This is a genomic window from Kitasatospora sp. NPDC101176 (assembly GCF_044768035.1).
In the GTDB taxonomy this organism is placed as follows: domain Bacteria; phylum Actinomycetota; class Actinomycetes; order Streptomycetales; family Streptomycetaceae; genus Kitasatospora.
The window spans coordinates 16,086-38,371 of the sequence record NZ_JBIWPA010000027.1 but is presented as its reverse complement, the minus strand read 5'-3'; the positions used below and the strand labels follow the sequence as shown (position 1 = coordinate 38,371).

Sequence of the window (22,286 nt, the reverse complement as noted above, 5' to 3'; positions counted from 1 at the left end):
CGCTGGGCGACCCGCGTGGACCGTGCGATGACCACCACCCTGGAACTCGCTACAGGGACCGCCGAGGTGCCCTCGCCGGCGCCGCCGGGCCCGGCGACTTTGCGCCTGCCGTACGCCGCGGAGTCGGCCGCAGCGGCCCGCCGCCTCGTCCGCGCCAAGCTCACCGAGTGGGAGCTGCCCGACCTCGTCGACGACGCTCTGTTGATCATCTCCGAGTTGGTTGCCAACGCGGTTGGCACCGGCTGTCAGACGCACATGGTCGTCGCCATCCGACGCCCGACCGACCGCACGGTGCGGCTGCTGGTGTCTGACGGGTCGGCGTCCCTGCCCGTACGGATCGACGCCGGCCCCGACGCCGAGTCCGGACGTGGCCTCGACCTGGTCCACAAGCTCACGAATGCCAAGTGGGGGGTGCAACTCTGGCCCCGGGGAAAGGTCGTCCACGCCGACCTGCCTACCACGCATGCCTGGCGGTGCTCCGAGGGATCGAAAGCCGGGCCTTCTGCCTGACGCTCGTCTCCTCAGCACCCGCTCGGGCTCCCGAGCCTGGCATGCCCGTCTGCCCCGCGCCGGCAACCGGGAGCCACCCGGCCCCTGCCGCTTCCGGTCAGTGATCCAGATGATTGCGCTCCACATGGAGCGGCACCCCACCGCGCACCGCCTTGGTTCTGGCTCAAGGCGAGCCACCCACGACTTCAAGGGATGTGGTCTGCTGTGTTCACCAGTGTCCCGCCGCAGTGGAGATCAGGCAGCTATCTCGGCTCTCAGCTGCTCCAGAGCTCCGCCCGCCTGTTCCCTGACTTCGGGCAGACGTCGGCCGGCCCGGACCACGCGCTGGAGCTGGTGCGGCAGGCGGTGGAGGGTTGCGCCGTCGACCGCGGCGCTGAGCTGTTGCGCTGCGCCGGTCGGGTCTCCCTTCCGCAGCAGCACCTCACCGGCGGTGATCGCCGCGATGATCCGCCACTGGGACGTCGCTGCGAGACCGGTGGCCGGTGCCCGGTCGAGCTGCCGGACCGCCTCAGCGACCCGTCCGGTGGCCATGAGACCTCGAAGGCGGACTTCGTGGAGTGTGAACTCGGAGAACAGGGCGGTAGGCGTCACATCGTTCAGCAGCCGGCGGCCCTCATCGACAGCGGCGTCGAAGACGGCAGGGTTCCCTGCGGCTCCGGCGGCGCGGGCGAGCAGCACGATGGCCTCGGCGCGCTCGGTGGCGGTACGGGAGATGTCGCGTGCCTGCCCCAACCTCTCCAGTGCGCGAAAGTGCAGGCCGGACTTGCGAAGTTCGTTGCCGTGGTGGCGCAATGCGTGAGCGTGCAGGCCCGGATCACCCAAGCGCCGGGCGACGCTCAGTCCCTTGCCGGTCCAACGGGCTGCGGCAGCCAGGCGCTCTTCCGGGAGCACGTGACCGAGCGCGACGCCGAGGCCCACGCGGGCCCTCGCAAGCAGGCGCAGGGTGTCGAGGTCGGCGTGGCCGTCGGCGGTCCGGGCCTCCAAACGAGCGACCAGCGGCCACAGCTCGGCGACCGCAGTGGTGGCCTGCCCGGCCTGGCGGGCGACCTCGGCCAGACGCAGCACGGAGTCGGCGAGCTGGATCAGGAGTTGGTGGTCTCCGTCGGCGTCGTCGGTGATGCCGAGGCAGTGCGGCGGGAGGCCGAGGCGTTCGGCGATGTGGCGCAGGGCACCGATGTCGGTGATGGTGCGCGAGCCGGTCTCGATGCGGGAGACGTAGCTGGTGGAGTAACCGAGAAGGTCCGCGAGCCCCTGTTGCGGCAGGGCGTGGAGTTCGCGGTAGAGCTGGAGGATTTCGGGCAGGGCACGGCGGCGCAGGATGCCCTGGGCTCTGGGTGTGGTCCAGTGCCAGCGGATTCCGCCGTAGGGGTCGATCCCAGCCACGGGTCAGGCCTGGTCGTGTTGTTCGTACCAGCGGGCGATGGAGTCCTTGTAGCCCTGCGGCATGACCAGCCCGGGTACCTGGTCGCGGCGGAAGAGGCCGGCTTCCTTGTGCTCGTGGCTGACGACCGGGGCCCGGTGTGCGTCACTGGCGGTGCAGCCGTAGGTGACGATGAAGACCTTGCGGCCGGGGATCGGCTCGTACATCCACACGTCGAGCAGCGGACCGGCAGTCGCCGTCCAACCACTCTCCTCCTGGATCTCGGTGACCACCCGCTGCTCGGGCGTCTCCGTCCCCTCCAACTTCCCACCGGGCAGTTCCCATTCCTGGCGCTCGTTCTTCAGCAACAGCACTCGTTGCTGCGGGTCGAGCACGACGCCCTTGACGGAGATCGGGAAGGTCGGTGGCACGTAGGGCTGTTCTTTCTGTCCGGTCATCGCTTCTTCCGGGGCGCGCAGGCAGTCACGGGCCCGTCGAAGGTAGCAGTTGCGCGCTCGCGTGACGCCTTGCTTCCCCGTGATCGCAGTTTGACAATTTGTCACTTTCCATCCGGTCGCGGAGCGGTGGAGAGTGTGTCGCCTCCCACCCACCCAGTCCCATGAGGGAGAGACCATGCCGTCTTCCGACTCCAACGGCCCCAGCGGCGACGGGTTCACCGCGTGCATGCTGGACGGAAAAGCGCGCGAGCGCGCGGCAGCGGTGCTTCGCGAACACGGGATGCTCCGGCTTGCCAGGCTGGGTGGGCGCGACGACGTGCTCCGCGTCGCCAGTCGGCTGATGTCCTCGCTGTGGCAGCACCGGGATGCCGACCCGGACGGTCTGACCGTGATCCGCGACACCGGCCGCCACGACGGACGGCCGGGCTTCGCGGGGCTGGGACGCGAAGCCCTGGCCCTGCACACCGAGTGCGCACAGCACCCGGCTCCGCCGCGGCTGCTCCTGCTGGCGTGTGCGCGGGCCGGAGACGCGGGCGGCGAGAGCCTGCTGGTGGACGGCCGGGCCGTCCTGGCCGAGCTGGCTGCGCACCACCCGGCCGTCATCGAGGCGTTCGCCGGGGATCGGGCTGCCTACTTCGGCGGATCGAGCGGCCTCTTCGCCCCGGTCCTTCAGCAGTTGCCAGGCAGCCGCTGGCGGTTGCGGTTGCGGCAGGACGACTTCGCCCGCTTCTCACCCGACGCGGAAGCGCACCTGCCCGCCCTGCGCCAAGTCCTCGACCGGAACACCAAGCGGTTGCGCCTCGTGCCCGGGCAGGGCGTCGTGCTGGACAACCACCGTCTGCTGCACGGCCGCACCGCCTTCTCGGGGGAGCGGCTGATACTGCGCGCGCTGGGCGAACCGCACCCCGAGCTCGGTCTCGATCCGGGCTTCCTCGCGTCGTGCCCAACGCCGCGCGCCCGAACAGCCGGCCTGCGGGAAGCGTGAGCGACCAACTCCCACCGCAGCCCAGCCGAAAACCGACAGGCGGCACTGCCGCCCCACCGTCTCCTGGTGACGCGAGGCGCACCCGCGCCACGGCTCCAGGTCCCGTAAGGGAAACCCACGACAAGGAGAAGCCCCATGGCCCAGAAGATCACGGTCGAGTCCAGGACCACCACGCCCGCCGCCGTCGGCGACGAGTTCGACCTCGACGTCCGCACCGTCGAGACCGCCGACGCCGCGAGCCTGCAGGTCCTCACCGACGACGGCTGCGGCAGCACCTGCGGCGCCTGCACCACCGGCCTGCACTGACCCGGCCGGCCGGTGCCCCGGGAACAGCGTCCCTGGGCACCGGCCGCCACACCGTCCCGTCCTGTCTCCGACTGCGAGGTCCACGCCCATGCGCCCTCCCGCTTCCACGGCTCCCTACCGCGCCGCGAAGGTGGCGCTCGTACGTGCCGTTGCCAGACCCGATCTGCGGATTCCCGCGTGGCCGGACCTTGACGGCGACGATGCCACCGCCGTCGATCGCCGAGTGCGGTGGCTGCGTGCGGTATGGGCGGACCCGCTGCTCGCCCAAGGTCTCGGCTTGGCCAGCCCCGCTCTTGCCCGGCGCATCGTTGAGCTGACGGCTTCCCCTTCGCCCTCACCGCGAGACGTGCGGCGCGCTGCTCTGTCCACCGCCCGCTACCTGGTCCGTGCGGCAGGGCGCCCGACCCCGTTCGGCCACTTTGCCGGGGTGCAGGCCGCGCCGTTCGGAGCGTCCTGCGACCTGCGTTGGGGCGACGAGCACCACGCGGTCACCCGCGCCTCAGCCGCCCATCTCGCCCGGACGATCGAGCGGTTGGAGTGCTGTCCCGCCCTGCTGGCCCGTCTGGAGGTGACGGCGAACACCACCGTCCAGGTGCGTGGCGACCGTCTCGTCGTCCCCCATCGCCCGCTCGAACGGCCCGGTGGCGGCACGACGTCAGCCGAGACGACCCTGCGCCACACCCGGCCTGTCGCCTTCACCATCGCCTCCGCCCGCCACCCGATTCGATTCCAGGAGCTGGCCGCCAAGGTCCAGGCCGAGTTCCCCAGCGCGGCCCCGAAGAAGGTGTCCGGTCTCCTCTCCGAGCTCGTCGCCTTGCAGGCGCTCATCACGAATCTGCACGCGCCGGCGACCGATACCGATCCGTTCGGTCATCTGCTGGCTGCCCTGGAGGCCGCCGACGCCGACGAAGTCACGGAGGCCGCCGAGCCGTTGGCTGTCCTCCGCGATGCTGGCACCGCCGGGGACGACCGGCTCGCGGCCGCCGTGGACCTGCGGCTGGACGCCGACCTCGTCCTTCCGGCCGCGGTGGCCGATGAGGCCGCACGCGCAGCCCACCTGCTCGCCCGGCTCAGCCCGGCGCCCAACGGCACCGAAGCGTGGCGTTCCTACCACCAGCGGTTCTACGAGCGCTACGGCCGCGGCGCCCTGGTGCCGCTGCTCGATGTGGTCGCCGACAGCGGGATCGGCTGGCCCGACGGGTATCCCGGCACCGTGCCCGCCGAGAAGCCCCGCTTCGACGAGCGTGACAGGACCCTGGCCACGATTGCCCAACAGGCTGCTCTCGACGGTGCGCACGAGGTCGTCCTCGACGAGTACTTGCTGGCCGCACTCGACCTGGGCCCGACCGAACCCCGTCTGCCCCCGCACCTGGAAGTCGTCGCCCGCATTCACGCTCCCAGCCAAGAAGCGCTCGACCGGGGTGACTTCCGGCTGGAGGTCGTCTCGGCGTCCCGGGCCGCCGGGGTCTCCGTCGGCCGCTTCCTCCACCTCCTCGAATCCCGCCACCGGAGGGCTTTCACGGAGCTGCTGACGGACCTGCCGACGATGGACGAGCACGCCGTCACCGCCCAGCTCTCCTTCCCGCCGCTGGACGCGGCGACCGGCCACGTCGCCCGAAGCCTGCCGACGGGCCAGCTGGTGATCAGCCTCGCCGAGCACCGCCCCGCGGCCGACGGCGCCCTCGGTCCCGAAGACCTGGCGGTGGGCTGTGACGGAAAGCGCATGTACTTGGCAGCACCGGCGCTCGGTGTCCGGATCGAAGCCTCTGCCACCCATGCTCTGAACCTCCGTCATCACACCCCGCCGCTCGCCCGGCTGATCACCGAGCTGTCCCGCGCGCAGGCCGCGCAGGTCACACGCTTCGACTGGGGTGCGCTCCATTCCCTGCCGTTCCGGCCACGGCTGCGGCACCGGCGCGTCATCCTCTCCCCAGCAGCATGGCGGCTCACTTCAGCCGAACTCCGCTGCTACAGGGCCCCGCAGGACCAATGGGACCAAGCCCTCGCTTCGTGGGCGAGACGGCGCCGCGTCCCGCGGCACGTACTGCTGGCCGCCGACAGCCAGGGCCTGCCACTCGACCTCGATCACCCCGGTCACCGCGTCCTGCTGCGCGAACACTTGCGCTCGGGCGCGCACGCGCTCCTCGTCGAGGAGCCCCACCCGGCCGCTCTCGGCTGGGCCGGCGGCCGGGCCCACGAGATCGTGGTCCCGGTCACCGCAACCCGGACTGCGGCCTGGCCACGCCTGCCCAAGCCCACCCCGGCCCGCATTCTGCGGCGCGACCACGGCTACGCCCCCGGCACCTCACGGGTGCTCCTCGCCTCCCTCTACGGCGACCTGGACCGCCAGGACACCGTCCTCGCCCGGCACCTGCCCGACCTGCTGGAGCGCCTCGGCAACCCGAAGTGGTGGTTCGTCCGCTTCCGCGACCCGCGCCAGCACCTGCGGCTACGCATCGCCCTGCCCGACCCGGCCGCCTTCGGCCCCGCCGCCACCATGGTCAGCACCTGGACGGCCGAACTCCACCAGGCCGGACTGCTGTCGGAGGTGGTGTACCCGACCTCGTACGCGGAGACCGGTCGGTGGGGCGAAGGGCCAGCCTGGGCTGCGGCGGAAGAGGTCTTCCGCGCTGACTCCGCGACCGCCCTCGCCCAGCTGATCCAGTCTGCGCTGCCCGGCCGGCAGGCGCTGCTCGCCGCCCACGCGGTCGCCATCGCGGCCGGGTTCACCGGCTCGGCGACCGCTGGGTTGCGCTGGCTCGTCGCCAACGTTCCCTCCCGCGCCCCGGCAGCCATCGCCCGGCCGGTGTTCGCCGAGGCGATCCGTCTCGCGGACCCTGCCGACGGCTGGACCGCGCTGCGCGAAGAGCCTGGGGGAGCCGAGATCGTGCAGGGGTGGGGCGGCCGCGACATCGCACTGGACGCCTACCGCCGCCACTTCCCGGGGCCCGACACCCGGGGCGTGGACGCGGACGACGTCCTCGGCTCGCTACTCCACTGCTCGTACGTGCGCGCGCACCGCATCGACTTCGACGACGAGGCCCAGGTGCTCTACCTGGCGCGCGCTGCCGCTCTCGCCCGCCTGTCCCGGGACGGTGACCTGTGACCCCGCATCCTGCTCTCCGGCTGTCCGACCGGATCGCCGAGCGGCTCGCCGATCCTGCCCGCGTGTCCGCGGAGTGGTCGTCGCGCCCACAGTGGCGCCAGTCCCTGGCCCACGGCGCCCCGGGCATCGCCCTGCTCCACATCGAGCGTGCCGCCACCGGCCGAGGCCCGTGGGAGCCGGTGCGTGGCTGGCTGTCGGTCGCGACCGGATCACCGGTCACCAGCGGAGCGGACAGCTACCTCTACTTCGGCGCCCCGGCGCTCGCGCACGCCCTCACCTGCACCGCACAGGCCCGGCCCGGCTCCTTCCAGCGTGCCCTCGACCACCTCGACGAGGTCATCACCGCCGACGCGGTGCGCCGCTGCGAGCAGGCCGAGGCCCGGATGGAGCACGGTGAGCTGCCACGGCTCGCCGAGTTCGACACGATCCGGGGGCTGGCCGGCATCGGCTCGGTCCTGCTGCGCCGGGTCCCCGCCGGGATGGCGATTCGGCGCGTCCTGGCCTGCCTGGTCCGTCTGACCGAGGACGTCAAGCACGACGGGCAGGTTCTGCCCGGGTGGTGGACGCTCGCCGGCCCGTCCGGTGAGGTGGACGGGCGGTTCCCGGGCGGACACGCCAACAGCGGTCTTGCCCACGGGATCGCCGGGCCACTCGTGTTGCTAGCACTCGCGCTGCGGCGCGGTGTCGAGGTCGACGGCCAGCGCGAGGCGATCAGCACCGTCTTGGCCTGGCTGGAGCGCTGGCGCGACGGCCACGCCTGGCCGTACTGGGTCACCCCCGCGCACCTGACCGGCCCGGACTGCAGACCGCTCGCGCCGCAGCGGCCGAGCTGGTGCTACGGCACCGCAGGCATCGCCCGCGCCCAGCAGCTCGCCGCCCTCGCCCTCGACGACCAGCGGCTTCGCCACGATGCCGAAAGCGCCCTGGCCACCGCCCTGGTGGACCCGAAGACCCTGGCCACGATCACCGACCTGTCCGCCTGTCACGGGCATGCCGGGCTCGCCCATATCGCCCAGCGCGCCGCCACTGACGCCTCCCCGCGCAACGGTGGCCGGCTGCGCTCGGCCACGGCCCTGCTCCTGGACACCATCCACCCTCCGCACGTCGACCCCGACGAGCAGGCCCGCCACATCCTGGCGACAGCGGGGCCGGCGTTCCTCGAGGGCGCCGCCGGCACCGCCCTCGCCCTGCTCGCCCCGGCCACCGGCAGCACTCCCGCGACTCGTTGGGACACCTGCCTGCTCACCTCCTGACCACCCGACCGAGGACCAATCAGATGACCACCGGCTGGATCCAGCACGACCTCGCCTTCACCGACGCCGCCACCGTCGAACTGACCACCGCACACCACCTGGCGCCTGTGCTCGCCTTCGCCCAGGACAACGGCGAACTGGAGAGCTGGTGGTACATGCGCAAGAACGGTCTGCGGCTGCGCTACCGCGCGGCCACTCCCGTTGCCGTCGTCACCTCGCTCCTGGACACGCTCACCGAGGAACGCCTCATCGAGGGTTGGACCACCGTGATCTATGAGCCCGAGACCGAGGCGTTCGGCGGCGCCGAGGCCATGGAGATCGCTCACCGCCTCTTCCACGCGGACAGCCGCCACCTCCTGGCCCGGGCCGCCGAGCCGAACCCGCCCGCCCTCGGCCGCACCGAGAGCGTCATCGTCCTCGTCTCCGCCATGCTCCGCGCGGCCGGACTCGACTGGTACGAGCAGGGAGACGTCTGGGCCCAGTTCGCGACGCTTCGCGACAGCCCGGCGCCCATGACACCCGAACGGGCCACCGTTCTCGCCATAGCGATGCGCCACCTGATGCGCCTCGACACCTGGGCGCTCACCCGCGACACCGCCCCGCTGTCCCACCACGGTGACTGGGTCCACGCCTTCGAACAGACAGGCCAGGACCTCGCCCGCCTCGCCCGCGACGGCCACCTCACCCGCGGGCTCCGGGCAGTGCTCGCGCACCACCTCCTCTTCCACGCCAACCGCGCCGGCCTACCGGTCGACCACCAAGCCGCCATGGCCGCACGGGCGTTGGACGCCGTCTTCCACTCCGACGAGGGCCCCGTACCCTCGATGCCCACCATCCGCACCACTACTAGGGTCACCCACATGACTACGCTCAGCAGCGATACCGCCGACGCCACCCCGACCGCCGAGGAACTGCGCGCAGCCCTCACCGACCGGCTGCTCGCCCAGGGCGCCATCCGCACCACTGCGGTGGAGAACGCCTTCCGCACCGTGCCCCGCGAGCACTTCCTGCCCAGCTTCCCGCTGGAGACCGCGTACGCGGACAACCCCACCTACACCAAGGCTGACGGCTCCGGCACGCAGATCAGCGCCGCCTCCCAGCCCGCGATCGTCGCCCTGATGCTGGAGCAGCTCGACCCGCAGCCCGGTGAGCGGATCTTCGAGGCCGGTGCGGGCACCGGCGTCAACGCCGCCTACATGGCCACCATCGTCGGCCCCGACGGGCACGTGACGGCCGTGGACGTGGACGCCGACCTCGTCGACGGCGCCCGCAAGCACCTCGCCGACGCCGGGATCACCAACGTCGAAGCGGTGCTCGGCGACGGCGCGCTCGGCCACCCCGACGGCGCGCCGTTCGACCGGGTCATCGCCACCGTGAGCACCAGCGAGATGCCCACGCCGTGGCTGGAGCAGGTCAAGCCCACTGGGCGGATCGTCCTGCCGCTGCGCCTGCGCGGCACCGCCTCCCGAACGATCGCCTTCGAGCGCCGCGAGGACGGATGGATGTCGGTCGACGACCAGCTCGCCGTCTTCATGCCGCTTCGCGGGAGCATGGACGACGCCCGCCGCACCGTCGACCTCACCGGCACCGGTGACATCACCCTCCAGGTCCACAAGGACCAGAACGCCGCGCTCGACGCATCCCTGCTACTCGGTGTCCTCGACAGCCGGCGCCACGAGACCTGGACGGGGGTGACCATCCCCGGCGGCACCACGTACGAGTACCAGGACCTGTGGCTGGCCCTGACCCTGCCCAACTCCCTGATGCGGATGAGCGTCACCGGCTCCGCACGCGAGAGCGGAGTCGTCACCCCGATGTTCGGCTGGGGAGCCATGGCCACCGTCCGGGACGGCTCTCTCGCCTACCTCACCCTGCGCTCCGGCGAGCCCACCGCCGAGGGCCGCAAGACCTACGAGACCGGCGTCATCGGCCACGGCCCCGACGGCGCCGCCCTCGCCGACCTCGTCGCCGAGCAGATCCGCGCCTGGAACACCGGCTTCCGCGACCGCACCCTGCGCATCGCCCTCCCCGACACCCCCGGCACCGCAGACCCGGCCGCCGGCCGCTTCGTCCTGGAGCGCCCGAACCACCCGATCACCGTCACCTGGGAGTAGCCACCGTGCACCCGACCGGACCGATCACCCAGCGCTTCCCGCTGGTGCCCCGGATCCGGCCGGCGTGCCTGCCCCTGGATGCCCGTGTCGGCCGGCTCCGCGAGCTGGCCGACACGGCCTCCCGGCAGGCAGATCCCGGCCAGGCATCCACCGTCTTCAACCAGACCGCGCTCCTCGCCTCCGACCTCGGCCTGCCCGAGTACGCGCGCGAGCTGTGCCACCGTCACGCCGACCTCTACCTCCCCCGGGGGCCGCTGCCGGCGATGAGCACCATCCGCGGGCTGGAACCGATCGTCAACCTCGCCCGCCTCCACATCCGTGCCGGCCACCACCAGCGCGGCCACCAACTCCTCCTCGACCTCTACCAAGCCGTCACCACCTCCACCGAGACCGTTCTCGACGGCATCACCATCCCGGCCGAACTGACGGAGACGGACGAGCAGCGCGCCGAGGTACGGGCGTGGCTGTGGCGGATCGTGATCGCCGACGGCACCCGCGCCCTCACCGCCTCCGGCCACTGGAGCGAAGCCCTGCACCACATCGAAAAGCACCGCGGCATCGGCCGGCGTATCCTCGACGGCCGCCAGGTCGCAGTCCTCGCCCGCGCCACCACCGGCGACCTGCCCGGCGCGCTCGCCCTGCTCAAGGAGACCGAGCCGGGCGAACCGTGGGAGGACGCGGTCACCGCAGTGCTCACCGCGGTGTGCCGCCCCGGCGACCAGCGGGCAACCGACCGAGCGCTCGGCCACTGCCTCGCCCTCGAACCGGACGAGGGCCTGGCTGTCTTCACCACCCGCCTCGCGCTGACCGCCCTCGACGCCGCCGACCCCGACACATCCGCCGCCCGAAACCTCCTTGCCCGCCTGACCAGCCGAACCGGTGAATCCGGCGACGGCTACGCGCTGCGCGACCTCCTCAACCACGAAGGCGTCCGACGCCGTCTCGACCCGGTCCAGGGCGCGACACTCGAACGGGCTCTCGCCGCCTGCGCACTGGGCTCCGCCACACTGCCGGACGCCCTGCGCGACCGGCTGGAGGAAGCGCTGGAGCACGCACATGGGGTGCTCGAAAAGTCCCCGTTCGACCCTGGCTCGCCCGCAGGAAATCCGCTTGAGCAGCGCTTTTCGCCGGCTCCTACCGGCGCACTCTCTGACGCCGCGCGTCGGTGACTCGTCGTCGCCGTCACCCTCTGCGGCCTCGCGCCGGCCGACGCCCTGGCCGCCGATGTGGCCGGCGACGACGGTGGAACGCTCACCCCGTGCCGATTCTGCGGCCGGTGACCTCGGCGGGCCGGATGCGCACCCACAGCGGGCGGGAGCCGCCGGCCCACGGTGTGGCTCCCGGTAGCGCCGCGAGCCGGTGTTGCTCCTGCGGGTCGTCGATGTGGTGGGCCTCGCCGAGGATCAGGACGCTCCAGCCGTCGCTGCGGTGGTCGTCGATGTGGTCGACCTGGAACGAGGCGGGCGAGCCCTCGGCAGGGGCGGCGGAGCCCCTGGGGGCGGTGCGGTAGACGATCGTGCGGGCGTCCACCGCGTAGTTGACCGGGAGGACGACGGGTGCCGGCCCCACGGGCAGGCCGACCCGGCCCACGCCGTGGCTGCCGATGAGTTCCCAGCACTGCGGCTCGGTCAGGTGGAACAGTGGGCGCGGCTCGGCGTCGGCCTGTCCCGGCGGTGCGTCGGGGCGGTGGCCGGACAGCAGCTCCGGCCAGCTCGTCCCGAGCGCGGCGGCGATCCGGGCGAAGGCAGGCGGGTCGAACTGGGGGCCGGTGCTGAGGAGTTGACGCAGGTAAGCCGGTGCCATGTTCGCACGGTAGGCCAGTGTTGCTTCGCTCAGGCCGAGTTGGTCGCGGCGCTGGACGATCCGGTGGGCGATGGCGATGGCGACGGGGTCGGGACGTTCGGTCATGGTGGCGGTTCCTCCGTCCATGGCGGGTCACGTCCGGAAGAGCGCGACCTTGAGCGCGCCGGTGTCGGCCGCGTCGGCGAAGACGTCGTAGGCGTCCTGCATCTCGTCGAGCCCGAAGCGGTGCGTGACCAGCCCGCCGACGTCCAGTCGGCCGACGGCCAGCATGTCGAGCAGCAGCGGGGTGCTGTGGGTGTCGACCAGGCCGGTGGTGATCGTGACGTCGCGGATCCAGAGGTCCTCGAGGTGGAGCACCGCCGGCTTGCCGTGCACGCCGACGTTGGCGACCCGGCCGCCGGGGCGCACCAGGCGGGTGCACAGTTCGAAGGATTCGGGGACGCCGACGGCCTCGATGGCGACGTCGACGCCGAGTCCGTCCCGGGTGAGTGCCCGCACGGCCTCCGGGGTGGCTTCGGCGGCAGCGAGGGTCGTGTCGGCGCCGAACCGCTTGGCGGCGTCGAGGCGGCTCTGGGCGAGGTCGATCGCGATGGTGCGGGAGGGGCTGTAGAGCCGGGCTGTGAGGACGGCGGCGAGGCCGATCGGCCCGGCGCCGACGATCGCGACGGTGTCGCCCGGGCCGAGGCGGCCGTTGCGGACGCCGACCTCGTACGAGGTGGGCAGGATGTCGGCCAGCAGCAGGGCGTCCTCGTCGCTGACAGCGTCGGGCAGCTTGTGCAGGGAGGTGTCGGCGAACGGGGTGCGGACGTACTCGGCCTGGCAGCCGTCGATCAGGTGGCCGAGGATCCAGCCGCCGCCTCCGGTGCACTGCCCGTAGCTCGCGGTGCGGCAGTACGCACAGCGGCCGCAGGCGGAGATGCAGGAGACCAGGACGCGGTCGCCGGCGGTGACGGTGCGCACGCCCGGTCCGGTCTCGGTAACGGTACCGACGGCCTCGTGGCCCAGGACGCGGCCTTCGGTGACCTCGGGGACGTCGCCCTTGAGGATGTGCAGGTCGGTGCCGCAGATGGTGACGGCGTCCACCCGGACGACGGCGTCCTCGGGGTCTCGGACGGTCGGGTCGGGGGCGTCGCCCCAGGTGCGGCGGCCGGGTCCGTGGTAGGTGAGCGCTTTCATGGCTGTGGTGGCTCCTCTCGGGCGGCGGAGCCGGGACGGTTCCGTCCGCCCTTCCAGCGTTCTGCGCGGCGGGGCCCGTCGCCATGGGTCCGGCGGGTCCTCGGGGTGGGCCGTTGGACCCCCCTCGCACCTGCCACACCGTGACGGGCGCGCCTACCCTGGTGAGTGGGCCATGGGGGGCGAGCCAGGGAGGACCCCTTGGGCAGCGCGTCGGAAGGTTCCGCACCCGTTCCGAAGCTGCAGCTGGACGAGCTCCTGGACGAGCTGCAGGCCAGGTTGGACGCCGCTCGCGGGACCCGTGACCGGGTGCACAGCCTGCTGGAGGCGGTGCTGGCGGTCGGGCGTGATCTGGAGCTGTCCCAGGCCCTCCAGCACATCGTGGAGGCGGCGGTCACCCTGGTGGACGCCGAGTACGGCGCGCTCGGCGTGATCGGCGAGGACCAGCGACTGTCCCAGTTCATCCCGGTCGGGATCACCGACGACCAGGTCAAGTTGATCGGCGACCTGCCGTCCGGCCACGGCATCCTGGGGGAACTGATCCGCCGCCCCGAGCCGCTGCGGCTCAGCCGGATCTCCGACCACCCGGCCTCCTACGGCTTCCCGGCCAACCACCCGCCGATGCGCAGCTTCCTGGGGGTGCCGATCCGGATCCGCGGCAAGGTGTTCGGCAACCTGTACCTGACCGAGAAGCGCGGCGGTGGCGACTTCGAAGCCGAGGACGAGTCCGTCCTCGCCACCCTGGCCGTCGCCGCAGGAGTGGCCATCGACAACGCCCGGCTCTACGCCCGGGCCCGGCAGCGGCAGCGCTGGCTGCAGGCGAGCGCCGAGGTCACCAGCAGCCTGCTGTCGGGCAGCGCGGAGCAGGAGGTGCTGGACCTGCTTCTCGCCCGCGCGACCGAGATCGCCGGTGCGGACCTCGCCGTCGTCGCCGTGCCGCTGCCCGGCGCCGGCGAGTTGGAGGTGCGGATCGCCGCCGGCCTCGGCGAGGACGAGCACCGGGGTCTCGTGCTGCCGGTCGACGGCTCGTTCATGGGGACGGCCTTGCGCACCGGCGGGCTCGTGGTGAGCCCCGATGTCCTGCACGATCCCCGGATCACGGCCGGCCCACCGCGCTGGCGCGGCCTCGGCCCGGCACTCGCGGTCCCGGTCGGCACCGCCGAGCGCGGCATCCGCGGCGTTCTCCTCCTGGCCAGGGCCGCCGGTGCGCCACTGTTCGAGGAGGACGAGTCCGCTCCGCTGCTCGGCTTCGCCGGCCAGGCGGCGGTGGCCATGGAGCTGGCCGAGCGGCGCCGCGACTCCGAGCAGGTCGCACTGTTGCAGGAACGCGACCGGATCGCCCGCGACCTGCACGACCTGGCCATCCAACGCCTCTTCGCGACCGGGATGACCTTGCAGGGCGCCACTCGATTCATCGACCACCCGGAGGCGACCGGCCGCGTCCTGCGGGCCATCGACGACCTCGACGAGACCGCCAGGGCCATCCGCGCCACGATCTTCGGTCTCCGTCTGCGCGAGAAGGGCCCGGCAGCGGCCGGTCTGCGCTCCCGCGTCGTCGAGGTGCTCGAACGCGCCGCCCGTCCGCTCGGCTTCGCCCCGGCGCTGCGGATGAGCGGTTTGCTCGACGTCACCGTGCCTCCCGAGGTCGCCGACGCGGCGGTCGCCGTCCTGGAGGAGGCGCTGTCCAACGCCGCCCGCCATGCGCGGGCCTCAACCGTGGACGTCACCGTGACCGTCGGCGAGGAGCTGACCGTGACGCTCAGCGACGACGGAGTCGGCCTGCCCGAGGGCGGCCGCCGCAGTGGCCTGGCCAACCTCGCGGACCGGGCCACCGCCCTGGGCGGCACCTTCGCCGCAGGTGCGCGCCAGGAAGGGGGCACCGAACTGGTGTGGCGCGTCCCGCTGCCCGACAGGTAGGCGTCAGGCCTGGTCCAGCACGTCGCCGGGTGCCAGGCGGGGAGTGGGCGCGCCCTCGGGTCCGTAACCGAGGCGGATCAGGATCTGGACATAGCCGGGGCCGCGGCGCGGGTCGCGGGCCTCCCAGCGCAGGTTGGGCCACTCCATCGCCTGGTGCAGCAGAGAAGCGCGGACGCCGTGGGCGGTGGCCGCGAGCAGGACGTGTTCCAGGGCGAGACCGGCGCGCAGCCAGTCCTGCGGGGTGTCGTCCTCGGTGGCGAGGACGGCGATCCGCGGCTCGGCCTCGAAGGTGGCGGGAGCCTGGTGTTCGGCGGCGTGGATAGCGGAGTAGTCGCGCATCGGCAGGTGGCCGACGGCGTCCTGGGGTCCGAGCGCGTCGACCGGGATGCCGTAGGGCGGTGCCTCCCCGGTGCGGATCCAGCTGCGACTCTCGGTGCGTTGGGCCTCCTCGGTGGTGTTGCGGCGTTCGGCCTCGGCGGTGAGGTGCAGGAGTCGGATGGTCTCCTCGTGGTCGGGCAGGTGGAGCAGGGCTTCCTCGGCCCGTGCGGAGGTGGCGAGTTCGTCGAGGACGGCTTGTGGAACCGGCTTGCCGGTGAAGGGCGTCCGGGTGGAGTGCCGGTGCCAGATCGCCTCGTACAGCTTGTCGATGCCCCGGGTGCCTGCGGCGGCCGGGGCGTCCAGCCGGACGGTGGCGAACAGCTCCGGTTCGCCCGGGTCGGGCAGCAGGCGGACCTCGGGTGCCCATCCGAGGTGTCGGGCGGCGATCCGCAGGTTGAGGACGGCCGTACCAACGGAGATGTGCAGTGCCCGGCCCTGGGGATCTGCGGCCGGGACGGCCCGACTGCGGTCGGCCCACACCTCCAGGGTGGAGGTGTCCGGCTGGAGCCGGAAGCGCCAGGGCTGGCTGTTGTGGATCGAGGGAGCCGCGACCGCCGCGGAGACGAGCTTCTCCAGGGTCAGGGCGTCGAAGGCGAGGGTGGGCATGACCGCCTCCAGGGTGTGGTCGGTCGGAGTCAGCCGGAGACGGGCGGCTCACCGCCGCCACGCAGGACGTCCAGACGGGTCCGGTACTCGTCAGGGTCGATCTCGCCCCTGGCGAGGCGTTCGGCAAGCAGTTGTTCCGCGGTGGTCCGCTGGGGAGGCGCCACCGGGCGCACCGGGGCCGACGAGCTGTGCGGAGCCGTCCGGCCCAGATGCCGTACCAGCGCGACCACGCCGAAGATCACGAGCGCCCAGAAGAGCAGCATGCTCACGGTCATCAGGCCGATGCCCCAGCCGTTCATGCCGCCGTCGTTCCAGTACATCATCGCCGTCTCCTCAGCCGTGACGGGAGGTCGAACACCTCCACCGTGCGACGGGGGGGGCGTACCGCTTGGGCCGTTCGGCACCACCTCCGGGCCCACTCGGGCCCGGCTGCTCAGCGCGGGCCGGTCAGTGCGGGCGCTGGTGGTGCTGCGGATCGGGCTCGGCGTGAGCGGCGAGGACGGCCGCCTGGAGTCGACGCTCCACGCCCAGCTTGGCGAGCAGCCGCGAGACGTGGTTCTTCACGGTCTTCTCGGCCAGGTAGAGTTCCTTGCCGATCTGCCGGTTCGTTTTGCCCTCACCCACCAGGGCGAGGATCTCCCGCTCGCGCGGGGTGAGCCCGGCGAGCGCGGCATCGCTCTCACTCTCCTCGTGGTGGCGCAGGCTCTCCATCAGCTTGTGGGTGGTGGCCGGGTCGAGCATGGACTGGCCGGAGGCCACCGTACGGACGGCGCTGACCAGGTCGGCGCCCTTGACCTGCTTGAGGACGTAGCCGGCCGCGCCCGCCATGATCGCGTCGAGCAGGGCGTCGTCGTCATCGAAGGAGGTCAGCATCAGGCAGACCAGTCCGGGCATCTTGTCGCGCAGTTCTCTGCAGACGGTGACGCCGTCACCGTCCGGGAGCCGGACGTCGAGCACGGCGACGTCCGGACGCAGGGCGGGCACTCGGGCGAGGGCCTGGGCGCAGCTGCCGGCCTCGCCGACGACCTTGATGTCGTCCTCGGCTTCCAAGAGGTCGCGGACGCCCCGGCGGACCACCTCATGGTCGTCCAGCAGGAAGACGCAAACGGGCTGGGGCGCGTCCATGGCCGGCTCCGAGGGGTGAGCGGGATGTGACACCCCCGATTCTGCGCGTTCGTGCCGTCCGGCGCACCGCGTCAGTCGAACGGCACGAGGACGACCGGGCACCGCGCGTGGTGGATCACCGCTCTGGTGACCGGGCCCAGGTGGTGCCCGGTGCGGCCGAGCACCAGCAGCTCGGCCGAGGCTGCGGCAGCCGTGATTCCCTCGGGCACGTGCCCGTCCAGCAGAGCGGTGGTGATCTCCAGCCCGGCGTGATCCGCCCGTACCCGTTCGGCGGCGTCCGCCAGCATGCCGACCGCCCGACCGCGAACCTCGCTGACGCCGGGCAGTCCGGGCGCCGCATGCTGCAGCCAGGGCCAGGCGTACACCAAGCGGAGCAGCGAGCCGCGACGGACGGCCTCGTCGGCAGCCCAACGAGCAGCGGCGAGGCCTGCCGGACCTCCGTCGACCGCGACCAGCACGACCATTCCTGCGCCTCCGCTCAGGCCGACGCGGGGAGCCGCAGCTCGACGCCGACCACGCCGGGCACGGAACGCACCAGGCGTTCCAGGACGCCGACGGAGACGGTGTCCGGCAGGCCGCCGGTCAGGGTGATCCGCCCGTTCTCCGAGCGGACGTCGGTGTCCACCGCCGCACTCGGGCCGAGGCTGGCGACGAGCTCGAAGCGGACTCGGTCCGCGAGTTCGCGGTCGTCGCCGAGGTAGACCTTCAGCAGGTCGCCGCGGCTGACGATGCCGACCAGGTAGTCCTCCTCGTCGACCACCGGGAGCCGCTTGAGGTGGCCGCGGGCCATCGCCCGGGCGGCCTCGTTGAGCGGACTGCCGGGGTGGACGGTGACCGCGGGGACGGACATCATCCGCCCCGCGGTCAGGGCGGCGGCACGCTCGCCGTCGCGGTCCCGTGCGCTGAGCAGGTCGGCCTCGGAGACCACCCCGACCACCCGGCCGTCACCGGTCAGGACGGGGACGGCGCTGACCCGCCAGCGCTGAAGGGTCTCGGCGATCTCGCGGAAGTCCGCGTCGCGGCCGACGGCGACTACGGCGTGGGTCATGACGTCGGCGACAGTGCTCGGTGTGCTGGTCATGGTGGTCTCCTAGGACGCCGCGCGATAGGCGCGGGGGTGTTCCAGAGCCGGCTCGCTGTCGTCCTCGGTCCAGTCGAGGGTGGCGTGGACGGCGACCACACCGTCCACCGCCCGGCAGAGCCGTTCGGTGATCGGGATCAGGCTTCGGCGCGGCAGCCGCCCCTCCATCGTGACGACGCCTTCACGGACGGCGACCCGGACGTCTCCGGGGGCGAGCGAGAGGGTCCGACCCAGCACGTCGTGGTTGATCTCGTCGCGGATGGCGGCGTCGTGGCGCAGAAAGACCTGCAGCAGGTCCCGGCGGCTGACGACGCCGACCAAGCGGCCCACCGCGTCGACCACGGGCAGGCGCTTAACCTTGTGCTTGTCCATGGCACGGGCGGCTCGGGCACCGACCAGCCGGGGCGGGCGGTGACGGCGGGGCTGGTCATCAGCCCACCTGCGGTCTCGGCCTCGGCGCGGGCACGGTCCTTGGCGTCCAGCCAGCGGCCCGGATAGCGGCTCTCCGGATCCGGCAGGACGGCCTCCTTGCGGATCAGATCGGCCTCGGACACCAGGCCCAACGGTCGGCCCTGGTCGTCGATGACGGGGATAGCGGTGATGTCGTTGCGGTGGAACAGCGCCGCAACCTCCTTGACCGGCGTGTCCGGCCGAGCGGTGACGACTTCTCGGGTCATCACGTCGTCGACGCTGCGGTGCTGCATCGTCCTCACTCCTCCTCGGTGGCCCCTCCTTCACTGAACGTCGGCCAGTGGCGGCCGCACAGGGCCGGACGGTCCTACCGAAGGGCCGGCCCGGCCCAGGACAGCGAGGCCGGACGGCCGGACGATGGGAAGGACCTCGCACCCGCGCTGGAGGCGGCCATGACGACACACACCGGCACACCCCGGCCCGGCCTGATCACCTTCCTCGGTGGCGTGGGAACCGTCACCGGCAGCAAGTTCCTGGTCGAGACGGACCACGCCCGCGTGATGATCGACTGCGGCCTCTTCCAGGGCTTGGCCGAACTGCGCCGCCGCAACCGGCGCCCGCTGCCGCTCGACCCGGCCGACGTCCGCGCCGTCGTCCTCACTCACGCACACCTCGACCACTGCGGTTACCTGCCCCGTCTTGTCCGTGACGGGTTCCGGGGCCCCGTACTCACCACCCCGGACACCGCCCGGATCGCCGAACTCATCCTCCGCGACAGCGCCCACCTGCTACGCGAGGAAGCCGACCACGCCAATGAACACGGCTGGTCCAAACACCGGCCGGCCCAGCCGCTGTACGACGACAAGGACGTCGAAAACGCGCTGCGGATGTTCGACCCCATCCCCCTGGACACCGATGTCGAGATCACCGCGGGCAACGTGCTCCGGTTGCACCGCGCCGGCCACATCCTGGGCTCCGCCTGGGTCCACCTCACCTTGGAGGACGGCCACACCCTCGCCGCCAGTGGAGACCTCGGCCGCCCCGTCCATCCCCTGCTGCGCCCACCCGAACCGTTCACCGGCGCCGACGCGCTGCTGATGGAGTCCACGTACGGCCACCGTCGCCACGAGGAAGCGGCCGCCCGCGAATGGTTCGCCGCCGCACTGGAACGGACTCTCGCCCGCGGTGGGACGGTCGTCATCCCGTCCTTCGCCGTCGACCGCACCGAGGTCGTGCTGCACCAGCTCACCGAGCTGCGGCGGGCCGGCCGCTTGGCGGCCGATGTACCGGTGTACGTGGACAGCCCCATGGCCTTGGCCACCCTGCAGATCTACCGGGAGGCCTTCGCCGCCGGTTCCGACCAGCTGCGCCCGGCCGTCCTCGCCGAGGGCCCGACGGCCCTGGACCCGGAACCCTTCACCCTGATCCACTCCCTCCAGGACTCCCTCGCCCTCGACCGCGCCCACGGCCCCGCCGTCATCGTCTCCGCCTCCGGCATGGCCACCGGCGGCCGCGTCGTCCACCATCTCGCCCGCCTGCTGCCCGAGACCCTCAACACCGTGGTCGTGGTCGGCTACGCCGCCGAGGGCACCCGTGCCCGCGACCTGGTCGACGGCGCCCGCGCGTTGAAGATGTACGGAACCTACGTCCCGGTGCGTGCCGAGATCGTCAACGTCCCCGCCTTCTCCGCGCACGCCGACGCCGCCGAGATCATCGAGTGGCTGCGCCCGGCACCGCCGCCGAGCGCGGTCTACCTCGTCCACGGCGAGCCCGAGGGCTCGGAGGCGCTGCGCGACCGGATCGACCGCGAACTCGGCTGGACAGCCGTCATCCCGCGCTCGGGCGAGCGGGTCCTGGTCCGCTGACGAGGCCCGAGGTGGGCGAATCCCGGCCTGGAAGTCGCGCCCGCCGCTCGACCTGTGCACTCCTTCCGTCCGTCCGATGCCGAATGTGAACTCGGACCGCCGTGCCGCGGTCCCGATCGACGGAGGCACACCCATGGAGATCATCGCGTACGGCGTCTTGACCGACGAGCTCCCGCTGCTGGAGTCCGCCTTCCGCGAGTCGTTCCCCGGCAGCCTGCCGCTTCGCTGCCTGGATCTGGACCTCGACCGCTACACCGCGCCCACGGCGGCCGGATACGAGATCGTCCTCAGCAGCGTCAACGACACGCTCGACGCCGAGGTCCTTGGCGCACTCGCGGACGGCGGAACCCGGATGATCGCGCAGCGTTCCACCGGCTACAACAACATCGACCTGCACGCGGCCGAGCAGCTGAACCTGACGGTGGCCCGGGTGTCGTACTACTCCCCGTACTCCGTCGCCGAGTTCGCGTGGGCACTCGCCCTCGCCGTGAACCGCCGCATCGTCCGGGCCACCGTCCGGGCCCACGAGTTCGACTTCCGCCTCGACGGTCTGCTGGGCCGCGACTTCCACGGTCGCACGGTCGGCGTGCTCGGGACCGGCAAGATCGGTGCCGTCTTCGCGCGCATCGCCCACGGCTTCGGAATGCGGCTGCTGGGCTGCGACGTGGCCGAGAACCCCGAGTGCCGGGCACTCGGCATGACCTACGTGGACCGGAACGAGCTCTTCGCCGAGGCCGACCTGATCAGCCTCCACCTGCCACTGCTGCCGGACACCCGTCACGTCGTGGACGTCGTGGACGTCGCGGCGCTCGCGACGATGAAGGACGACGCGATCCTCATCAACTCCAGCCGCGGCGGCCTGATCGACACCGACGCGCTGGTCGACGCGCTGCGCGCCGGCAGGCTCGACGGTGTCGGTCTCGACGTTTACGAGGAGGAGGCAGGGCTCTTCCACCTCGACAAGTCGCTGGAGGTCATGACGGACGACACGCTCGCGCGCCTGATGACGTTCCGCAACGTCGTGGTGACCTCGCACCAGGCGTACTTCACCCGCGACGCGCTGGACCAGATCATCACGGCGACCGTGCAGAACATCCGGGACCACCTCGCCGGCCGCAGCGGCGACAACACCCTCGTCCGGCCGGGGCCGCACCGATGGTGACTACTCGGTGTCGTCGATGTCCCAGGACAGGTGGTCGGTGAGGGCGTTCAGACCGTCGATGCGGGCTATCTGGAGACACAGGGCGGCGGAATCGCTGCGCGCGCGGGTGCGGCCGGTCACCGAGACCAGGCCGCGTTCGCAGCGGACGTGCAACGTGCCGGGAACGACTCCGCTGCCCGGTGTGAGGGCGATGCCGAGCGCCTCCGAGCGGATGGCCTCGTCCTCCCTGCGCAGGGCGTCGAGCAGGTCGTGGGTGGAGAGCAGGCCGGCCAGGCGGCCGTCGGCGTCCACGACGGGCAGGTGGTGCAGGGAATGCTCGGCGACCTGGGCCACCGCTTCGGTGCCGCTCGCGCCCTCGGTGACGGTGACGGCCGGAACGGTCATGAGGTCGCGGGCCGGCAGCTCCTGTTTCGGGTGCTGCTCGGCGTAGGCGGCGAGGAGGTCCGAGGCGGCGACCACGCCGATGACGATGCCGTCGGTGGTCACCACGGGCACGATGCCGCGGCGGGTGGCGCTCAACACGGCGGCGACGGTGGCGAAATCGGTGCCGGGGGCGACCGCGATGCCGGGGCGGCTCATGCAGTCGCGGACGAGCATGCGACCCGGCGACGGTGCGGGGTCGGCGGACGGGAATGTGCCGGCAGCCGTGCCGTCGAGGATGCTGTGCTTCACG

20 protein-coding genes and 1 pseudogene are annotated in these 22,286 nt (G+C 72.3%); 10 read left to right on the top strand and 11 right to left on the bottom strand.

Annotated features, from left to right (window positions below):
* Nucleotides 1-27: 27 nt before the first annotated feature.
* Nucleotides 28-510 carry an ATP-binding protein gene (locus tag ACIRS1_RS29200; RefSeq protein WP_402844969.1) on the top strand — a complete coding sequence of 161 codons (483 nt, stop codon included), beginning with the start codon at nt 28-30 and terminating at the stop codon, nt 508-510.
* A 234-nt stretch (nt 511-744) separates the two neighbouring features.
* Here the strand turns inward: ACIRS1_RS29200 and ACIRS1_RS29195 are convergent, their stop codons facing one another.
* Nucleotides 745-1,893, bottom strand: coding sequence for a helix-turn-helix domain-containing protein (locus ACIRS1_RS29195; protein ID WP_402844967.1), 1,149 nt, complete (start codon nt 1,891-1,893; stop codon nt 745-747).
* Nucleotides 1,894-1,896: 3 nt separating this feature from the next.
* Nucleotides 1,897-2,328, bottom strand: coding sequence for an NUDIX domain-containing protein (locus tag ACIRS1_RS29190; RefSeq protein WP_402844966.1), 432 nt, complete (start codon nt 2,326-2,328; stop codon nt 1,897-1,899).
* A 175-nt stretch (nt 2,329-2,503) separates the two neighbouring features.
* Here ACIRS1_RS29190 and ACIRS1_RS29185 point away from each other — a divergent pair, with 175 nt between their 5' ends.
* The 6 genes from ACIRS1_RS29185 to ACIRS1_RS29160 all read left to right on the top strand — a co-directional run bounded on the left by ACIRS1_RS29185 (nt 2,504) and on the right by ACIRS1_RS29160 (nt 11,261).
* On the top strand, nt 2,504-3,313 hold the full coding sequence (locus tag ACIRS1_RS29185) for a TauD/TfdA family dioxygenase (RefSeq protein ID WP_402844964.1): 810 nt from the start codon (nt 2,504-2,506) through the stop codon (nt 3,311-3,313).
* 135 nt (nt 3,314-3,448) lie between these two features.
* Nucleotides 3,449-3,619, top strand: a complete 171-nt coding sequence (locus ACIRS1_RS29180) for an FxLD family lanthipeptide (RefSeq protein WP_402844962.1) — start codon at nt 3,449-3,451, stop codon at nt 3,617-3,619.
* A 130-nt stretch (nt 3,620-3,749) separates the two neighbouring features.
* A complete protein-coding gene (locus tag ACIRS1_RS29175; RefSeq protein ID WP_402844961.1) occupies nt 3,750-6,725 on the top strand; it encodes a lantibiotic dehydratase in 2,976 nt (991 codons plus the stop codon).
* Nucleotides 6,722-7,978 carry a lanthionine synthetase C family protein gene (locus tag ACIRS1_RS29170; protein ID WP_402844959.1) on the top strand — a complete coding sequence of 419 codons (1,257 nt, stop codon included), beginning with the start codon at nt 6,722-6,724 and terminating at the stop codon, nt 7,976-7,978. Before ACIRS1_RS29175 ends, ACIRS1_RS29170 begins: the two co-directional genes overlap by 4 nt.
* 23 nt (nt 7,979-8,001) lie before the next feature.
* Nucleotides 8,002-10,092, top strand: coding sequence for a methyltransferase, FxLD system (fxlM, locus tag ACIRS1_RS29165; protein ID WP_402844957.1), 2,091 nt, complete (start codon nt 8,002-8,004; stop codon nt 10,090-10,092).
* A 5-nt stretch (nt 10,093-10,097) separates the two neighbouring features.
* Entirely contained in the window at nt 10,098-11,261 is a 1,164-nt protein-coding gene (locus ACIRS1_RS29160; protein ID WP_402844955.1) for a hypothetical protein, read from the top strand.
* 82 nt (nt 11,262-11,343) lie between these two features.
* Here the strand turns inward: ACIRS1_RS29160 and ACIRS1_RS29155 are convergent, their stop codons facing one another.
* Together ACIRS1_RS29155 and ACIRS1_RS29150 are read right to left on the bottom strand one after the other, a co-directional pair.
* Nucleotides 11,344-12,000: a helix-turn-helix domain-containing protein gene (locus tag ACIRS1_RS29155; RefSeq protein WP_402844954.1), complete on the bottom strand. Its 657-nt coding sequence runs from the start codon at nt 11,998-12,000 to the stop codon at nt 11,344-11,346.
* Nucleotides 12,001-12,027: 27 nt separating this feature from the next.
* Entirely contained in the window at nt 12,028-13,071 is a 1,044-nt protein-coding gene (locus ACIRS1_RS29150; RefSeq protein WP_402844952.1) for a zinc-dependent alcohol dehydrogenase family protein, read from the bottom strand.
* A gap of 198 nt (nt 13,072-13,269) precedes the next feature.
* Here ACIRS1_RS29150 and ACIRS1_RS29145 point away from each other — a divergent pair, with 198 nt between their 5' ends.
* Nucleotides 13,270-14,985: a GAF domain-containing protein gene (locus ACIRS1_RS29145; protein WP_402844950.1), complete on the top strand. Its 1,716-nt coding sequence runs from the start codon at nt 13,270-13,272 to the stop codon at nt 14,983-14,985.
* 3 nt (nt 14,986-14,988) lie between these two features.
* Here the strand turns inward: ACIRS1_RS29145 and ACIRS1_RS29140 are convergent, their stop codons facing one another.
* The 6 genes and pseudogenes from ACIRS1_RS29140 to ACIRS1_RS29115 form a co-directional block, all read right to left on the bottom strand.
* A complete protein-coding gene (locus tag ACIRS1_RS29140; protein WP_402844948.1) occupies nt 14,989-15,969 on the bottom strand; it encodes an Acg family FMN-binding oxidoreductase in 981 nt (326 codons plus the stop codon).
* Nucleotides 15,970-15,998: 29 nt separating this feature from the next.
* The gene (locus ACIRS1_RS29135) at nt 15,999-16,292 is read right to left on the bottom strand and encodes an SHOCT domain-containing protein (RefSeq protein WP_402844946.1); all 294 of its coding nucleotides are present in this window, start codon (nt 16,290-16,292) and stop codon (nt 15,999-16,001) included.
* A gap of 124 nt (nt 16,293-16,416) precedes the next feature.
* On the bottom strand, nt 16,417-17,094 hold the full coding sequence (locus tag ACIRS1_RS29130) for a response regulator (protein ID WP_402844944.1): 678 nt from the start codon (nt 17,092-17,094) through the stop codon (nt 16,417-16,419).
* Nucleotides 17,095-17,165: 71 nt separating this feature from the next.
* Nucleotides 17,166-17,558 (bottom strand): universal stress protein, encoded by a 393-nt coding sequence (locus tag ACIRS1_RS29125; RefSeq protein ID WP_402844942.1) that lies wholly within the window; start codon nt 17,556-17,558, stop codon nt 17,166-17,168.
* A gap of 14 nt (nt 17,559-17,572) precedes the next feature.
* The gene (locus tag ACIRS1_RS29120) at nt 17,573-18,175 is read right to left on the bottom strand and encodes a CBS domain-containing protein (RefSeq protein ID WP_402844940.1); all 603 of its coding nucleotides are present in this window, start codon (nt 18,173-18,175) and stop codon (nt 17,573-17,575) included.
* A 9-nt stretch (nt 18,176-18,184) separates the two neighbouring features.
* A pseudogene (locus ACIRS1_RS29115) lies at nt 18,185-18,879 on the bottom strand (CBS domain-containing protein).
* Between the two features lie 159 nt (nt 18,880-19,038).
* Here ACIRS1_RS29115 and ACIRS1_RS29110 point away from each other — a divergent pair.
* Both ACIRS1_RS29110 and ACIRS1_RS29105 read left to right on the top strand, forming a co-directional pair.
* Entirely contained in the window at nt 19,039-20,451 is a 1,413-nt protein-coding gene (locus tag ACIRS1_RS29110; RefSeq protein WP_402844938.1) for an MBL fold metallo-hydrolase RNA specificity domain-containing protein, read from the top strand.
* Nucleotides 20,452-20,584: 133 nt separating this feature from the next.
* Nucleotides 20,585-21,613 carry a 2-hydroxyacid dehydrogenase gene (locus ACIRS1_RS29105; protein WP_402844936.1) on the top strand — a complete coding sequence of 343 codons (1,029 nt, stop codon included), beginning with the start codon at nt 20,585-20,587 and terminating at the stop codon, nt 21,611-21,613.
* On the opposite strand, the gene ACIRS1_RS29100 is transcribed toward ACIRS1_RS29105, so the two are convergent.
* Nucleotides 21,614-22,285, bottom strand: coding sequence for a CBS domain-containing protein (locus ACIRS1_RS29100; RefSeq protein WP_402844934.1), 672 nt, complete (start codon nt 22,283-22,285; stop codon nt 21,614-21,616).
* Between the last annotated feature and the right edge of the window lies 1 nt (nt 22,286).

What these genes read in the sequence shown, in the direction of transcription:
- ACIRS1_RS29200 (WP_402844969.1), top strand. Translation starts at nt 28, where the DNA reads ATGACCACCACCCTGGAACTCGCTACAGGGACCGCCGAGGTGCCCTCG.
- ACIRS1_RS29190 (WP_402844966.1), bottom strand. Translation starts at nt 2,328, where the DNA reads ATGACCGGACAGAAAGAACAGCCCTACGTGCCACCGACCTTCCCGATC.
- ACIRS1_RS29185 (WP_402844964.1), top strand. Translation starts at nt 2,504, where the DNA reads ATGCCGTCTTCCGACTCCAACGGCCCCAGCGGCGACGGGTTCACCGCG.
- ACIRS1_RS29180 (WP_402844962.1), top strand. Translation starts at nt 3,449, where the DNA reads ATGGCCCAGAAGATCACGGTCGAGTCCAGGACCACCACGCCCGCCGCC.
- fxlM (WP_402844957.1), top strand. Translation starts at nt 8,002, where the DNA reads ATGACCACCGGCTGGATCCAGCACGACCTCGCCTTCACCGACGCCGCC.
- ACIRS1_RS29155 (WP_402844954.1), bottom strand. Translation starts at nt 12,000, where the DNA reads ATGACCGAACGTCCCGACCCCGTCGCCATCGCCATCGCCCACCGGATC.
- ACIRS1_RS29150 (WP_402844952.1), bottom strand. Translation starts at nt 13,071, where the DNA reads ATGAAAGCGCTCACCTACCACGGACCCGGCCGCCGCACCTGGGGCGAC.
- ACIRS1_RS29140 (WP_402844948.1), bottom strand. Translation starts at nt 15,969, where the DNA reads ATGCCCACCCTCGCCTTCGACGCCCTGACCCTGGAGAAGCTCGTCTCC.
- ACIRS1_RS29135 (WP_402844946.1), bottom strand. Translation starts at nt 16,292, where the DNA reads ATGATGTACTGGAACGACGGCGGCATGAACGGCTGGGGCATCGGCCTG.
- ACIRS1_RS29130 (WP_402844944.1), bottom strand. Translation starts at nt 17,094, where the DNA reads ATGGACGCGCCCCAGCCCGTTTGCGTCTTCCTGCTGGACGACCATGAG.
- ACIRS1_RS29125 (WP_402844942.1), bottom strand. Translation starts at nt 17,558, where the DNA reads ATGGTCGTGCTGGTCGCGGTCGACGGAGGTCCGGCAGGCCTCGCCGCT.
- ACIRS1_RS29120 (WP_402844940.1), bottom strand. Translation starts at nt 18,175, where the DNA reads ATGACCAGCACACCGAGCACTGTCGCCGACGTCATGACCCACGCCGTA.
- ACIRS1_RS29110 (WP_402844938.1), top strand. Translation starts at nt 19,039, where the DNA reads ATGACGACACACACCGGCACACCCCGGCCCGGCCTGATCACCTTCCTC.
- ACIRS1_RS29105 (WP_402844936.1), top strand. Translation starts at nt 20,585, where the DNA reads ATGGAGATCATCGCGTACGGCGTCTTGACCGACGAGCTCCCGCTGCTG.